The organism is Stenotrophomonas sp. 169, from assembly GCF_014621775.1.
GTDB lineage: Bacteria > Pseudomonadota > Gammaproteobacteria > Xanthomonadales > Xanthomonadaceae > Stenotrophomonas.
Map to the genome: position 1 here is coordinate 2,968,580 of NZ_CP061204.1, position 16,256 is coordinate 2,984,835.

The 16,256-nt window shown below is 66.4% G+C and carries 8 protein-coding genes; 2 read left to right on the forward strand and 6 right to left on the reverse strand.

Translation table 11 applies throughout. The annotated features are described in order from the left end of the window. Positions 1–50: 50 nt before the first annotated feature. On the reverse strand, positions 51–2,429 hold the full coding sequence (gene pbpC, locus ICJ04_RS12975) for a penicillin-binding protein 1C (RefSeq protein WP_223202884.1): 2,379 nt from the start codon (positions 2,427–2,429) through the stop codon (positions 51–53). A gap of 113 nt (positions 2,430–2,542) precedes the next feature. Between pbpC and ICJ04_RS12980 the strand changes: the two genes are divergently transcribed. Continuing rightward, on the forward strand, positions 2,543–3,328 hold the full coding sequence (locus ICJ04_RS12980) for a carbonic anhydrase family protein (RefSeq protein ID WP_188324642.1): 786 nt from the start codon (positions 2,543–2,545) through the stop codon (positions 3,326–3,328). 58 nt (positions 3,329–3,386) lie between these two features. Here the strand turns inward: ICJ04_RS12980 and ICJ04_RS12985 are convergent, their stop codons facing one another. The 5 genes from ICJ04_RS12985 to prpB all read right to left on the reverse strand — a co-directional run bounded on the left by ICJ04_RS12985 (position 3,387) and on the right by prpB (position 14,503). Continuing rightward, positions 3,387–8,330 carry an alpha-2-macroglobulin gene (locus tag ICJ04_RS12985; protein WP_188324643.1) on the reverse strand — a complete coding sequence of 1,648 codons (4,944 nt, stop codon included), beginning with the start codon at positions 8,328–8,330 and terminating at the stop codon, positions 3,387–3,389. A 117-nt stretch (positions 8,331–8,447) separates the two neighbouring features. Beyond that, a complete protein-coding gene (prpF, locus tag ICJ04_RS12990; protein ID WP_188324644.1) occupies positions 8,448–9,632 on the reverse strand; it encodes a 2-methylaconitate cis-trans isomerase PrpF in 1,185 nt (394 codons plus the stop codon). A 28-nt stretch (positions 9,633–9,660) separates the two neighbouring features. Beyond that, entirely contained in the window at positions 9,661–12,276 is a 2,616-nt protein-coding gene (gene acnD, locus ICJ04_RS12995; RefSeq protein WP_188327331.1) for a Fe/S-dependent 2-methylisocitrate dehydratase AcnD, read from the reverse strand. A 148-nt stretch (positions 12,277–12,424) separates the two neighbouring features. Continuing rightward, entirely contained in the window at positions 12,425–13,582 is a 1,158-nt protein-coding gene (gene prpC / locus ICJ04_RS13000) for a 2-methylcitrate synthase (protein WP_188324645.1), read from the reverse strand. Between the two features lie 30 nt (positions 13,583–13,612). Continuing rightward, the gene (gene prpB / locus ICJ04_RS13005) at positions 13,613–14,503 is read right to left on the reverse strand and encodes a methylisocitrate lyase (protein WP_188324646.1); all 891 of its coding nucleotides are present in this window, start codon (positions 14,501–14,503) and stop codon (positions 13,613–13,615) included. A gap of 155 nt (positions 14,504–14,658) precedes the next feature. Between prpB and prpR the strand changes: the two genes are divergently transcribed. Then, positions 14,659–16,236 carry a propionate catabolism operon regulatory protein PrpR gene (gene prpR / locus ICJ04_RS13010; RefSeq protein WP_188327332.1) on the forward strand — a complete coding sequence of 526 codons (1,578 nt, stop codon included), beginning with the start codon at positions 14,659–14,661 and terminating at the stop codon, positions 16,234–16,236. Positions 16,237–16,256: the final 20 nt, after the last annotated feature.

The window sequence follows — 16,256 nt, forward strand, 5'->3', positions numbered from 1 at the left end:
CGGCCGGCTGTCGTCACTCACTGCGCTGGCCGATGCCCTGCCGTCCAGCATCAGCGCGCCACTGTAAAACGCACCTGGGTCCATGCACCGTCGTTGGCAAGCGCGGTCAGTGTGTGTGCGCCCGTCTGCTCGAGCACCGGGTTGAAGGGTTGCGCACCGCGGGTGCGTGCCAACCAGCGCCCGTCCATCAGCCAATCAATCTCGTGCTCGCTGCCCAGGGCGCGAAGCTGCAGGCGGACGCCCTGGGTGTTGCCGGGCGCACGCGCCAACGTCGCGCCGTCGTTCAGTCCGTCGATGTGCAGGGCGATGCTGGACTGGCGCCCATCATCACGACAATCCGGTGCCAGTGGCGGCAGCTGCGAGGCCTTGCGCGCCGCCTCTGGCAGCCACGGTGACAACAGCGCGGGCCAGCGCGCGATCTCGCGCTCTTCCTCATCGTGCACCGCGCTGCAGTCGGCTGAAAGGCGCAGGCCCGTGACGGCGTCTACCTGGTAGCGTTGCCTGCCGGGCTGCCAGCGGCGCGCATCGCGCTCGGCGAAGGTCGGCGGCACGTTGCCGTCCAGCAGCCACGCCTTCAGGCGTCGCTGGCACAAAGCGGGCGGCAGCTCGGACGCCAGCCCGCCACCGGGCCAGCAGATGTCGGCCTGGCTGACGCCCACGGGCGCCGGCACGGCGTGGCCCGCGCCTGCACCGCGCGGCAGGCTGTCCACCACTTCGAACATCAGCGGCAGCGCCGTGACGGCGCCGTACTGCCCGGGCAGTGGTGTGCCATCGGGCCGTCCGACCCATACCCCCACCGTGTACTGGCGGGTGCTGCCGATCGCCCAGGCATCGCGGTAGCCATAGCTGGTACCGGTCTTCCACGCGACCCGCGGGCGCCCTCCCACGTCGAAGGTATCGGTGCCCTGCCCCGGCCGCGGGTTGGCCTCAAGCATCTCGCGGGTGATCCATGCCGCGCCCGGTGACACCAGCCTGCGCTCCTGCAGAGGCGCCTCATCGGTATAGCGCACGCGCCCGGCGATTCCGCCCCGGTTCAACGCGGAAAAGGCACCCACCAGGTCTTCCAGGCGCGCGCCTGTGCCGCCCAGGATCAACGAAAGATTAGGTGAACTGCCGCGCGGAAACCGCAACTGGATGCCGGCATGCGACAGACGCGCGGCAAAGCGCGCAGGCCCCACACGGTCCAACAGGTCCACGGCAGGCACGTTCAGCGACAGCCGCAACGCCGTGGCCGCGCTCACCGGACCATTGAAGGCCTCATCGAAGTTGCCCGGCCGGTAGCCGCCGAAGCTCTGCGGCGCATCCACCAGCAGGCTCTCCGAATGGATGAGTCCGTCATCCAGCGCCATGGCGTATAGGAACGGCTTCAGCGTGGAGCCTGGCGAACGCCAGGCCTGCACCATGTCCACATGGCCCAGCCGTTGCCGATCACCGAAATTCAAGGTGCCCACATAAGCGCGCGCCTGCAGGGTCTGGTTGTCGATGACCAGCAGCGCTGCGGAAGTCCGTTCGGGCAGGGTGGAAAAATAGCTGGCGAGGCGTTCTTCCAGCGTACGTTGCAGGTCGATGTCGATGCTGCTCTGGATGCGCGCCTGGTCCGGCTGCGCTGCGTGCAGCCGCTGGGCCAGCAGGGCCGCGTGCAGGGGCGGCCGCAGGGAACGGGCGACCACGGTTTCCATGCGCGCATCGGCCACCACGTCGGCGGGCCATTGCTGCAGCGATTGCATGCGCGCCAGCACCTTGTCCCGGGCCCGCTGCGCTGCCTCCGGATGCCGGTCGGGGCGCAGCCGGCTGGGCGCCTGTGGCAGAACGGCCAGCAAGGCCGCTTCGGCGTGCGACAGGTGCGCTGCGGATTTGCCCAGATACGCCCAGCTCGCCGCCTCCACCCCTTCGATGGTGCCGCCGTACGGCGCGCGCTCCAGGTACAGGGTCAGGATATCGCGCTTGCTGAGGTGTACTTCCAGCTGCAGCGCCCGCAGTACCTGCTTGAGCTTGCCCCATGGCGTACGCGTGTGCGGATCCAGGATGCGCGCGACCTGCATGGTCAAGGTCGAGCCGCCGGATACGATGCGGCGCTGCCCGGCCATCTGCTTGCCTGCACGCAGCAGTGCGACCGGATTGATGCCGGGGTGGCGCCAGAACCAGCGATCCTCATATCCCAGCAAGGCCTGCAGATAGAGCGGCGACACCGCGTCCACCGACGCCGGATAGCGCCACACCCCTTCTGCGTCCGCAAAGGCGCGCAACGGGCTGCCGTCCTGCGCTACCACCAGCGTACTGGTGTCACGCCGCGTCGGCAGCGGCGGCGGGAAGACGAGGTCCATCACCAGCAGCGTCACCAGCAGCGCAGCCAGCGCCCAGCGCACCCAGCGCAGAATCGGACCAGACCGATGGAGGCGACGGCGGACGCGGGCGGACCATGCGATCACGCGCTGCACCTGCCGGCAACAGCAACACGGGCGAGCCATTCCGGAACGGCTGCGCAACGGTTTCGACCCTGGGCTGCGGCGCCGCGCATTTTCTCCGCTTCCCGGACACCTCGATGCCCTTCCTTGCTCGTACTTCCCTGTTCCGCACCGGCCTGCTGGCTGCAGCCGTATGCGCGACCGCCGCGTTGGCGTCGGCCTCCGGCGACCCACCCCACTGGGGCTACGACACCCTGGCCAGCCCGGCCCAGTGGGCTGGCATCGCGCCTGCCTGTGCCGGCCCCCAGCAGTCGCCCATCGATCTGTGGAGCAGCGACATCACGCACGGCGCGAGGTCCGCACTTGAATCGGATTACCAGGACACCCGCTTCGAGGTGATCAACAACGGTCACACCCTGCAGGCGACGCCGCAGCCGGGTGGCGCGAACACCATCACGCTTGACGGTGAAACGTTCACGCTGGCCCAGTTCCACGTGCACACGCCCAGCGAGCATCACGTGGACGGCAAGGCGCATGACATGGAGCTGCATCTGGTGCACACCAGCGCCTCCGGAAAGGTCGCGGTGGTGGCCGTCTTCTTCGATGTGGGCAAGCCGAACAACGCACTGGGCGAACTGTTCGACCGCACGACGGCCGAGCTCAGCCAGCCGGGCGAGCGTATCCGCCTGTACGCCCCCATCAATCCGGCACGATTGCTGCCTGACCACTCCCGCGTCGTCCATTACACCGGTTCACTGACCACGCCGCCGTGCACCGAAGGCGTGCTGTGGAACATCGAAATGGAACCGCAGACCCTTTCCCGGCAGCAGTTGGACGCGCTGCGCTCTGTGTTCCCGCACAACGCGCGACCGATCCAGTCATTCAACAAGCGCACGCTCATCGACGAGCCGGCCGCGCCGTGATCCGCCGCCTGGACAGGCTGCGTGCGCAGCCCATCCGGCGTTGCCACCAGGCGCGCGATCACGGCTGCACCACCGTGATCGTCGACGGATTGCTCCGGCCTACGCCCCGCAGCTGCGGCCGGTACATGTCTTCCACCAACGAGGGCGGCACGGTGTAGGTACCCGGCGTCACCGCACGCACGAGGTAGAACACGGTCGCCTTGCTGCCGCGCGACAACTTCAGCGCGGCGACGTAGCGGTCGTCGCGGAACTCCTCATGCTGCACCTGGGCCGCATCGCTGCGGTCGTTGATGCCGATGCCGTCGACCACCACGTCGGCCCACTGCTTGGCATCGCCCAGGTTGAAGTTCTCGATCTCCAGGCCGGCCGGCAGCAGGTCAGTGAGCAGCGCGTCAGGCATCGTGCCGTCCGGGGTGACCGTGACCCGCACGATCAGCGCTTCGCCTTCCTTCAACGGACGCGGCGTCCAGGGCTTGCCGTCGGTACCGAACCAGCTGCGCTCCACGCCTATCACGCTGTTGTCCGGCGCCGGCGCGGTGCGCGGAATGCCGGCCACGTCGATGCTGGCGAACATCGGAGGCTCGCCCGTGGGATTGAACCGTACGCCGCTGGCCAGCTGGGCCGCATCGAAGCTGCGGCCGAACAGACGGCGCTCACTGATGACTTCGGACTGCGCGCCGATGACCAGCTCGCCGGCCACCCGCTTCTTCTGGTTGGCGGCCAGCGCCTTGCCCAATCGCGCGATCGCCACCTGCTCCTGCGTGCTCAGCCACATCCAGCCGCTGTTACGGCGCGCATCCAGCTCGCGGCCCAGGTCGACCGAACGGGCGTCCCAGGCCGACGTGGCCAGGCCGTGCTCGTGCGTGAGCGCGATCATCAACGCATCGTCGCGGATCGCGCTGCCGTAGTCACCGAAGTAGGACGGCCGCTCGCTGCTCGGCTTGGCGAAGCCAGCGGCAATGGCGGCCTCACCCCGCTTGCGGTCGCCCTGCAGCGACAGCGCAACGCCCAGGTGCACCAGCGGCAGCCCGCCAATGGCCTTGGCCCGCTCGTTGTCATACAGCGTGCGAAGGGTGCCCAGCGGCGCACGGTTGACCCGTGCCAGCACATAACCGGAATACGCTTGGTTGGCGAACTTCAGGTTGTCGCGGCGATCCTGTCCATAGAACTGGTTGCCCCCGGACAGCAGATCCTCGCTGAGGCGGTTGAGCGCTTTCTGCAGTACGTTGTCCGGCACAGCGAAACCGGCATCGCGCGCATCCAGCAGGAACTCGGTGATGTAGGGCGTCAGCCACGGATTGACGTAACCGTCGTCTCCCCACATCGAGAAGTTGCCGTTGGCCACCTGCATCGACGCCAGTCGACCAAAGGCACCTTCCATGCGCTCACGCCGGACCTTCGCATCCAGGCCATCGGCGCCCAGCATGGACGACGTCGCCTGGTCCAGGATCAGTGCGGCGTAGCCCTTGCTGGTGGTCTGCTCGGCACAGCCATAGGGATAGTTCAATGCGCCCTGCAGCGCGCTGGCGAACGGAATCGGCGGCAGCGGGCTGACCAGCAGGCGTGCGGTCACCGACTCGGCCATCAACCCGTCCAGCAGGGTGCTGTCCAGGTTCACCGCGGCCAGCGGATCCAGCGTACGCACCTGCGAACGCAGCACCTGCGGCCATGCCGCGCGCACGGGCAGTTCATAGCGGCGGTCCGCCTTGAAGCCATTGCCCTCCACGCGCACGCGCACCTTGGCCACGCTGTGTCCGTCACGCGCACTCAGCGGGAAGCTCAGGGTGCTCTTGGCATCGGCAGCCAGCTGCACGCTGCGGGTACCCTCGCCCAGGCTCAACGGGCCGTCGGTGTCCACCCGCACGTTGAACTGGCCGGGCTTTCCGGTGAAGTTCTGCACATCCAGGGTCACCGTACTGCGGTCACCCGGCGCCAGCACGCGCGGCATGCTGGCCTCGGCCAGTATCGGGGCGCGCACCACCGTCTCCACGTCACGCTTGCCGTAGTGGTCATCGGAATAGACCAGCGCCGATACCCGCAGCGTGCCGTTGAAGTCGGGCACTTTCAAACGGATGCGCGCATTGCCCTTGGCATCAAGCTGCACAGGGCCGGTGAACAGATCAACGGTCTGCACCCGTGCGGTGGGCCGCTTGGCCTGCGGCAACGCCGCCAGCGCCATGTCGCCACCGAACTTCAGCTTGCCGCTGCTGCCGTCGAAGCTCTCGATGACCCGGCTGTAGATGTCATACGCATCGATGCCCAGCCGACGCTGTGCGAAGAAATGCGCCGCCGCGTCCGGCACCGGGAACCGGGTGATGTTGAGGATGCCGACGTCCACGGCGGACACCGTCACGTAGGCGGACTTGCCCGCCAGCTGCGGCGCACTCACCGTCACCGGCAGGTCCTGCTCCGGACGCATCTGCTTCGGTGCGACCAGACCGACCGCCACGGTCCGTGCCTTGCGGTCCATCGGTACGTGCACCACGCCCACGGCCCGCGCCGGCGTCACCTTGCTGGGCGCACTGCCGCCGCGGAACACCAGCGCGGTGATGTAGACATCGTGCCGCTCCCAGTCTGCGGTGACCGGAATCTTGAACGTACTGCCCGGCTTGGCGTCGATGTCCTGCACGTAGATCATGCGATCGGTCTCCACCATCAGCACGCCACGTCCGGCATGCGGCGGCGTCACCGTCACTTCCAGTGTGTCGCCGGCCTTGTAGCCGGTCTTGTCCAACGCCAGCTTGACCTTGTCCGGGCGCGCATCCAGGCCGCGGTTGTCATCGCCCCAGCTCCAGCCCGCCCGGAACGGATAGCGGCTGGTCAGTCCGGTCGCCGGGTCGAATACATCGACGCGGTACTCACCCCATTCCACGGGCACGTCGAAGGCCACCGCGCTGGTACCCGCATCGACGGTGCGCGTGTCTTTGTTCTCGAAGCGACGGGTGAAATCGTAGTCCCAGCGGTTGTCGTTGAATGCCCAGTGGTAGTCACGCAACTCGCGTACCAGGGTGACTTTCAGGCCCTTCGCGGGCTGCGGCTTGCCTGCCGCATCCACGCGCATCAGCTCGAAGCGCGCGGTGCCGTTGGCATCTGCACCGTCGTCAGGGTTGAACAACGGGCGCACGCCGACCAGCGCCGCAGCCGGCCACATCACCCGCTTCAAGGAGCGGTTGACGGTGCGGCCACCGGTTTCATACAGGCTGCCCGACAGCACTACCGCCACAGGCGTCTTCGCCTTGGCTGCCTCTTCCGGCAGGTCGATGTCCTGCTTCAGCGAGCCGTTGGCCGGCAGCTCGGTATCCAGCACATCCTTTGCTTCGCGCGGCAATGCCACGGTCGGGTCGCCGAAGAAATAGCCTGGCAGACCCTCCACCGGCTGTTGCTCCACCGCCACGGCCAGGCGCGCGGTCAGCCGATTGCCATCGGCCGGCGCGCCGTACAGATACGCGCCGTCTGCCTGCAGGCGCAGCGCATCGCCCGGCTTGAGGCTTTTCTGCGGGCTGTCCAGGTCCAGCTTCATGCGCTCCGGCAGGAACTCTTCGATCCGCAGGGTCATGCCCTGGATCGCTTCCTTGCTGGCCGGGTCGGTACGGAACTCCACCTGCCAGCGGCCTGTCGGCGCGTCGGCGGGGATCAGTTGTTCGAAATTGAAGTATCCCTGCGCGCCCGGCTGCAACTGGGTCTCGCGGAAAATCTTGCCGTCGGGCTGCTTCAGGCGCAGGAACACGGGTTGGCGGGCCTTGGCATCCTTTGCATCCTTGCCGGCTGCGACCGGCTTGCCGTCGTTGTCGCGCAGCAGCGCCGACAGCCTGATCGTTTCTCCCGGGCGATACAGGTCACGCCCGGACCAGGCAAATACATCGAACCAGGCATTGTCGCGGCCGGCGACAGCGAACTCGCTCAGGTCCAGCGCGGGCTGGTTGAACGGAATGAAACTGGTGTCCTTGCCGCTGCCTGCCACCAGGACGTGGCTGGCATCCAGGGTGTAATCCAGCAGCGCATTGCCGTTGCCGTCGGTGCTGCCGCGCAGAACGACCTCGCCCTTGCCATCGAGCACGCGCACGTCGACCTTCTTCAGCGGCGAACCGTCCTTCAACGAGGCGGTATGGACGAACAGCTTGTCCTTGTAGGCCCGCGTATGCAGGCCGATGTCACTGACGCTGAAGAACGCCGTGTCGAACTCGCCATCGAAGGCACCGGTGCGCTTGAGCACGGCGAAATACAGCCCTGGCTCCTGCAGCTCTTTGATGTCCTGCGTCGGCAGGTAGGTCAGCACGCGTTCGTTCTGCTTGCCACCCAGGATGAAACGGTTGACGTACACCGGCTCGGCCAGACGGCTGATCGGGGTGCGCTCGCTGTAATCACTGTCCAGCTCCCAGCTGCCACGGCGGCCGCCGCGCTGGTACTGACTGAAGAACGTGGGCAGCTCCTTTTCGCGGACCCGCAGGAACTCAACGTCCACTTCCGGCACGTTGACCGACACCACGGGCAAGCCGCGGCTGTCACGGGCCGGCAGAACACTGCCCTGCGAAGCGAAGCCGGCGACCGCCTTCAGCTCACCGCTGAAGACCTTCTGCCGCAGCTCCTTGCCAAGCCGGCTGCCATCGGCGGCCAGCAGGTCCTCGGATACCACCAGCGAATATTCCTTCGCCGCTTCGACGAACGGATAGCGCAGCGTCCTGCCGTCGTCGGACAGGGTCCAGCTGCTGTCTTCGGTGCCGACCTTTTCTTCGAAGCGCACCAGCGCGTCGAAATCCTGCGTACCGACCAGCGGCCGCGAAAACTCCAGTGCCAGCGACAGACCGTCGTTCTTCTGGTCGGGGTAAGCGCGCAGCAGGACGAACTCGGTCACCTGCTCGGCCTTGGCGGTGATCGCCTCGCCGCTGGCGGCAGGCAGCTGACCGCTTTCATTGCGGTTGCAGCCGACCAGTCCCGCCAGCAGGCTTCCTCCCAGCAGGGCCGTCGCCCACCCCCATTTCCGAAGCCGCGCAGGACCGGTCATGTCGTCACTCCTTGAACAAGGAGGGCATTATGCCCCTCCCTGCACCGGTAGTGACGGCTGCTGGCCGTCATCCGTCATCCGACAGGGTAGTGAGAGCCGCTGGCCGGCACTACCGCTTCAAAGCGTGTCGGCCGGCACCCGCACCGTGCCTTCCATCAACACCCGTGCGGTGCGGCTCATGATGGCCTTGGTCACTACCCACTGGCCGTCGACCTGCGACGCCTGGGCCCCCACCCGCAACGTGCCGGACGGATGGCCGAAGGTGATGGCCTCGCGCGTGCCGCCGCCTGCCGCCAGGTTGACCAGCGTGCCAGGAATGGCCGCGGCCGTGCCGATCGCCACTGCGGCCGTTCCCATCATCGCGTGGTGCAGCTTGCCCATCGACAGCGCGCGCGCATGCAGGTCGATGGCGGTGGCCGCAATGGTCTTGCCGCTGGACGAAACGAAGTCCTGCGCCGGGGCCACGAACGCCACCTTGGGCGTGTGCTGTCGCGTTGCGGCCTGTGACACGTCTCCGATCAGGCCCATGCGCACGGCACCCTGGGCGCGGATCGCCTCGAATTTCTCCAGCGCTGCGCGGTCCTCGTTGATTGCCGGCTGCAGTTCCGTCCCCGTGTAGCCAAGGTCTGCCGCGTTGAGGAAGATGGTGGGGATGCCCGCCGTGATCATCGTGACCTTGAACGTGCCGACACCGGGCACCTCCAGGTCATCCACCACATTACCGGTCGGGAACAGGGCCGCGCCTTCGTCACCATCGGACGGGTCCAGGAACTCCAGCTGGATCTCCGCCGCCGGGAAGGTCACGCCGTCCAGCTCGAAGTCGCCCATTTCCTGCACCTCGCCATTGCGCATCGGCACATGGGCGATGATCGTCCTGCCGATGTTGGCCTGCCAGATGCGCACCGTGCACACGCCGTCACGCGGCACGCGCGACGGATCGATGAAGCCATTGCTGATGGCGAAAGGACCGACGGCGGTGCTCAGGTTGCCGCAGTTGCCACTCCAATCCACGAATGCGGTGTCGATGGAGACCTGGCCGTAAAGGTAGTCGACATCATGGTCCGGCACGCTGGCGCTGGAGATGATCACGCACTTGCTGGTGCTGGACGTCGCCCCGCCCATGCCGTCGGTGTGCTTGCCATACGGATCCGGCGAGCCGATCACCCGCATCAGCAGCGCATCGCGCCCCGGGCCGGGAAGCTGCGCGGCGAACGGCAGGTCCTGCAGGCGGAAGAACACCCCCTTGCTGGTGCCGCCACGCAGGTACGTGGCGGGAATGCGGCGCTGCGGGAGATCATTCATGAGACAGGATCCTGGAGGAATGAAGGCATCAGGCGACCTGGGTCGCCTCGAGGAAATCCTGCGCAAAGCGCTGCAGCACCCCACCGGCCTCGTAGATGGACACCTCTTCGGCGGTATCCAGGCGGCAGGTCACCGGCACCATCACCTGGCCCCCGTCGCGGCGATGGATCACCAGCGTCAGCTCGGCCCGTGGCACGCGCTCGCCGACCACATCGAACGTCTCGGTGCCATCGATGCCCAAGGTCAGGCGGGTAACACCCGGCTTGAACTCGAGCGGCAGCACGCCCATGCCGATCAGGTTGGTGCGGTGGATGCGCTCGAAGCCCTCTGCCGCGATCGCCTCCACGCCGGCGAGTCGTACGCCCTTTGCCGCCCAGTCACGCGAACTGCCCTGCCCATAATCGGCACCCGCGATGATGATCAGCGGCTGCTTGCGCTGCATGTAGGTCTCGATCGCTTCCCACATGCGCAGTACCTGGCCTTCCGGCTCCACGCGCGCCAGCGAGCCCTGCTTCACCACGCCGTCCACCACCGCCATCTCGTTGATCAGCTTCGGGTTGGCAAAGGTGGCACGTTGGGCGGTCAGGTGATCGCCGCGATGGGTCGCATAGGAATTGAAGTCCTCCTCGGGCAGGCCCATCTTCGCCAGGTACTCACCGGCTGCGCTGCTGGCCAGGATCGCATTGGACGGCGAAAGATGATCGGTGGTGATGTTGTCACCGAGCACCGCCAGCGGCCGCATGCCCGTCAGGCTGCGCTCGCCCGCCAGCGCACCTTCCCAGTACGGCGGTCGGCGGATGTAGGTGCTCTGCGGCCGCCAGTCGTACAACGGACTGATCGGCGCACCGTGCTCCACCTTGAAGGTGAACATCGGCTCGTACACCTTGCGGAACTGTTCCGGCTTGACGCTGGCCTTGACCACCGCATCGATCTCTTCGTCGCTCGGCCAAAGGTCCTTCAAGGTGATCGGGTTGCCCAACGCATCCGTGCCCAGTGCATCTTTCTCGATGTCAAAGCGCACCGTACCGGCGATGGCGTAGGCCACGACCAGCGCCGGCGACGCAAGGAAGGCCTGCTTGGCGTAAGGATGGATGCGGCCATCGAAGTTCCGGTTGCCCGACAGCACCGCCGTGGCATACAGGTCGCGGTCGATGATTTCCTGCTGGATCACCGGATCCAGCGCGCCGCTCATGCCGTTGCAGGTGGTGCAGGCGAATCCCACGATGCCAAAACCCAGCTGCTCCAGCTCGACCAGCAGATCGGCCTCTTCCAGGTACAGTTGCACGGCCTTGGAACCGGGGGCCAGCGAGCTCTTCACCCAGGGCTTGCGCGTCAGGCCGGCACGGTTCGCGTTGCGCGCAAGCAGCGCCGCGCCGATCACATTGCGCGGATTGCTGGTATTGGTGCAGCTGGTGATCGCGGCGATGATGACCGCGCCGTCAGGCATCAGGCCGTCGGCCTGCTCGACCCTGCCGGACGCCAGCTTGGCCTCGTCGGAAATACCGCGTGCGGCCAGCTCGCTGGTGGCGACGCGCTTGTGCGGGTTGGACGGTCCCGCCATGTTGCGCACCACGCTGGACAGGTCGAACTGCAGCACACGCTCGTACCGCACCTGCCCCAGGTCGTCGGACCAGAGGCCGGTCGCCTTCGCATAGGTCTCCACCAGTTCGATCTGGGCCTCTTCGCGTCCGGTCAGGCGCAGGTAGTCCAGCGTCTGCTGGTCGATGGAGAACATCGCAGCGGTCGCGCCGAACTCCGGCGTCATGTTGGATATCGTCGCGCGGTCGCCGATGCTGAGCGCGCTCGCACCCGCGCCGAAGAACTCGATCCATGCACCCACCACGCGCGACGCGCGCAGGAACTCGGTCAGCGCCAGCACGATGTCGGTGCAGGTGATGCCCGGCTGCGGTCGACCCGTCAATTCCACCCCGATGATATCCGGCAGGCGCATCCACGAAGCACGACCGAGCATCACACTCTCTGCTTCCAGGCCACCGACACCGATGGCGATCACCCCCAGTGCGTCCACGTGCGGGGTGTGGCTGTCGGTGCCGACGCAGGTATCCGGGAACGCGACGCCATCGCGTATCTGGATCACCGGCGACATCTTTTCCAGGTTGATCTGATGCATGATCCCGTTGCCCGGCGGAATCACGTCAACGTTCTCGAAGGCCTTCTTGGTCCAGTTGATGAAGTGGAACCGGTCTTCGTTGCGGCGGTCCTCGACGGCGCGATTACGCGCGAACGCGGCCTTGTCGAAGCCGGGATACTCCACGGCCAGCGAGTGGTCGACGATCAGCTGGGTGGGCACCACCGGATTGATCCGGGCCGGGTCACCGCCCGCATCGGCGATGGCATCACGCAGCCCGGCCAGGTCCACCAGGGCGGTCTGGCCGAGGATGTCATGGCACACCACGCGCGCGGGGAACCACGGGAAGTCGAGGTCCTGGCGGCGCTCGATCAGCTGCCGCAGGGACGGCTCCAACATGGCCGGGTCACAACGGCGCACCAGGTTTTCAGCCAGCACGCGCGACGTATAAGGCAGCGCGGCATAGGCACCGGGCTGGATCGCGTCGATCGCAGCACGGGTATCGAAATAGTCCAGCGTCGTGCCGGCGAGGGGCTTGCGGTATTCGGTGTTCAAAACGGGGCTGTTCATGGCTGGCTCTTGATCGTTGGCGGGCCGGGTGTCGCATCGCCGGCAAACAGGGCGCTGCGACGCCAGAACGAAGCCGGGACGGCCAGGCCGTCCCGCTCCGCAGTGCACCCTTTACGCGGGTGCACATCATGCATCAGGCGCGCTTGTCGATCGGCACGAACGCCTGGTCTTCCGGACCGGTGTAGTTGGCACTCGGACGGATGATCTTTCCATCGATGCGTTGCTCGATGACATGCGCACTCCAACCGGAGGTGCGTGCGATGACGAACAACGGGGTGAACATCGCCGTCGGCACGCCCATCATGTGGTAACTGACCGCACTGAACCAGTCCAGGTTGGGGAACATCTTCTTGATGTCCCACATCACCGTCTCGAGACGTTCGGCGATGTCGTACATCTTCGTGCTGGACTGTTCTTCGGACAGCTCGCGGGCCACGTCCTTGATCACCTTGTTGCGTGGATCGGACACCGTGTACACCGGATGGCCGAAACCGATCACCACTTCCTTGCGCTCCACGCGTGCCTTGATGTCGGCCTCCGCCTCATCGGCCGTGTCGTAACGCTTCTGCACTTCGAACGCCACTTCATTGGCGCCGCCGTGCTTCGGGCCGCGCAAAGCGCCGATGCCGCCCGCGATGGCGCTGAACATGTCGCTGCCCGTACCGGCGATCACGCGGCACGCGAACGTGGACGCATTGAACTCGTGCTCGGCGTAAAGAATGAGCGACGTATGCATTGCCTTCACCCACGAATCCTGCGGCTTCTCGCCGTGCAGCAGGTGCAGGAAATGGCCACCGATGGAGTCATCGTCGGTTTCCACATCGATGGCGCGACCGTTGTGGCTCCAGTGGTACCAGTACAGCAGCATCGAACCGAGGCAGGCCATCAGCTTGTCGGCGATGTCACGCGCGCCCGGATGATTATGGTCGTCCTTCTCCGGCGATACGCAGCCGAGCACGGACACGCCCGTGCGCATCACGTCCATCGGGTGGGCCGACGGCGGCAGCTCTTCCAGCGCGGCCTTGACCGACGCCGGGATGCCGCGCAGTGCCTTCAGCTTGGCCTTGTAAGCGACCAGCTCGGCCCGGGTGGGCAGCTTGCCGTGCACCAGCAGGTGGGCGATTTCCTCGAACTCGCTGGTCGTGGCCAGGTCCAGGATGTCGTAGCCCCGGTAGTGCAGATCATTGCCACTGCGGCCTACAGTGCACAGGGCGGTGTTGCCGGCGGCGGTGCCGGACAGCGCGACGGACTTCTTCGGCTTGAAGGTCGGGGTAGCGGTGGTTTCGTTCATGGTTTTCCTCCCGGAAATCGTGAGAGCAGGTTACTTCCTGGCGGCGAACAGCGCATCAAGCTGCTGCTCGAACGCGTGGTAGCCAATGCGGTCATAGAGTTCATTGCGCGTCTGCATGGCGTCGACCACGCTGCGCTGGTGGCCGTCGCGGCGCACCGCTTCGTACACGTTCTCGGCGGCCTTGTTGGCGGCGCGGAAGGCGGACAGCGGGAACAGCTGGATGGCCACACCCGCAGATGCCAGCTCATCGCGACTGAACAACGGCGTAGCGCCGAACTCGGTGATGTTGGCAAGCACCGGCACCTTCACCGCATCGACGAAACGACGATAGGTCTCCAGATCATAGGCCGCCTCGGCGAAGATGCCGTCGGCACCCGCTTCGACACAGGCGATGGCGCGCTCGATCGCGGCGTCGACGCCATCCACCTGGATCGCATCGGTGCGCGCGATCAGGAAGAACGCCGGATCCGTCTTGGCATCGGCTGCGGCTTTCACGCGGTCCACCATTTCCTCCTGCGACACGATCTCCTTGCCGGGACGATGACCGCAGCGCTTTGCGCCGACCTGATCCTCGATATGGCAGGCGGCGGCGCCGGCCTTGATCAGCGACTTGACCGTGCGCGCGATGTTGAACGCGCTTGGCCCGAAGCCCGTATCGATGTCCACCATCAACGGCAGGTCACAGACATCGGTGATGCGGCGGACATCGATCAGCACGTCTTCAAGCGTATTGATGCCCAGGTCCGGCAGGCCCAACGATCCGGCCGCGACGCCGCCACCGGACAGGTAGATGGCACGGTAGCCGGCGCGCTTGGCCAGCAGCGCGTGGTTGGCGTTGATAGCGCCAATCACCTGCAGCGGAGATTCGGCCGCGAGCGCGTCGCGGAATCGGGTGCCAGCGGATACGGGAGAGGCAGTCATGAAGCGATCCTTTCAGTGGTCAGGGTAACAAGCGCAAACTCCGTGCCAACTGCCAAGCCATTGATTTGAATGACAACATACCTGCTAGGCAATGGAACATATGAAACACTGAAACACCTGTATCATGAAACGCCTCTCTCGATGAGCCGGTCGTGATGCATCTGCCACGCCTCCCCTTCGTTGCCGCCGAGGCCGATCCCTCCCGACCGGTCATCTGGACCGTGAGCGTGTCTCGCCTGACGGGATTGCTCGGCGATGTGATCCCGGAGTTCGACCGCCGCGCGCGCATCGAACAGATCAACCTCGGCTTCGAAGAAGCCGTGGCCGTGATCAACCAGCGCCTGCGCCAGGAGCACTGCGATGTAGTGATCGCCGGCGGCTCCAACGCCGCTTGGCTGCGCAGCCGGCTGGATGTGCCGCTGGTGCCGATCCAGGCCAACGGCTTCGACCTGATGGAGGCGCTCGCACGGGCACGACGCATCGCACCTCGCATCGGGCTGGTCACCCACGCCAGTGACGTGCCCACGTTCGGCAGCTTCCAGGACAGCTTCGGCCTGCAGATCGAACACCGCCGCTTCGTGACCCGGGAAGATGCGCGCGATTGCATCGCGGACCTGCGCGCCAACGGGATCGAGGTCATCGTCGGCACCGGCATGGCAATCGATCACGCCGAAGCCGCCGGTCTGCAGGGCGTACTGCTGTATTCGGCTGATTCGGTGCGACAAGCGTTCGAGCATGCCCTGGAACTGACGCATACCCTGGCGCGCTCCGTGACCCGCACCGCGCGCATTCCCCGGCGCAGCAGCCCGCCGGGCCACGGGCAGGTGCTGCTCGGCGACAGCCGGGTGATGCAGGACGTTCGCAAGCAGATTGCCCTGTATGCCCCACACGACAGCACGGTACTGGTCAGCGGCGAGACCGGCACCGGCAAGGAGCTGGTAGCCCGTCAGTTGCATGCGGACAGCGTTCGTCGCGGACGTTTCGTCGCACTCAACTGCGGTGCCATCAGCGAGTCGCTGCTGGAATCCGAACTGTTCGGCTACAGCGACGGTGCCTTCACCGGCGCCCGCCGCGGCGGACGTATCGGCCTGGTGGAAGCTGCGGATGGCGGCACCTTGTTCCTGGATGAAATCGGCGAACTGCCGCTTCCGCTGCAGACGCGGCTGTTGCGGGTCCTGGAAGAGCGCGAGGTGTTGCGGGTGGGCTCGACCGAACCGACGCCGGTCAACCTGCGGGTAGTTGCGGCGACGCTGCAATCGCTGGAGCAGCGGGTGCAGATGGGCCTGTTCCGTCGCGATCTGTATTACCGGCTGGCGACACTGCGCATCGCCCTGCCCGCCCTGCGCGTGCGGCGCGACGATATCCCCTTGCTGGCACGCGCGTTCTTCCAGCAACTGCGAGGCCTGGACGCTCCCCTGGATGAGGATGCCATGGTGGCGCTCGCCGCCGCCGACTGGCCCGGCAACGTGCGCGAACTACGCAATCTGATGGACCGCCTGCGGATTCACTGGCAGCCCAGCGACGGTCCCGTCAGCCGTGCACGGCTGCTGGAGCTCGCCCCCGAACTGGGCGACGCAGCGGCCGCCGGCGCCATCGTGCCGGGGCGTCCCTCGCCGGCCCACCTGCAGCAGTTGCTTGCCACCCATCGCCATGATCGCGAAGGCATGGCCCAAGCACTGGGCATCTCGCGCACCACCCTGTGGCGCTGGCTGCGGGCGGCAGGATTGGCGTAACCCCCCGCCTCCGATAGAGC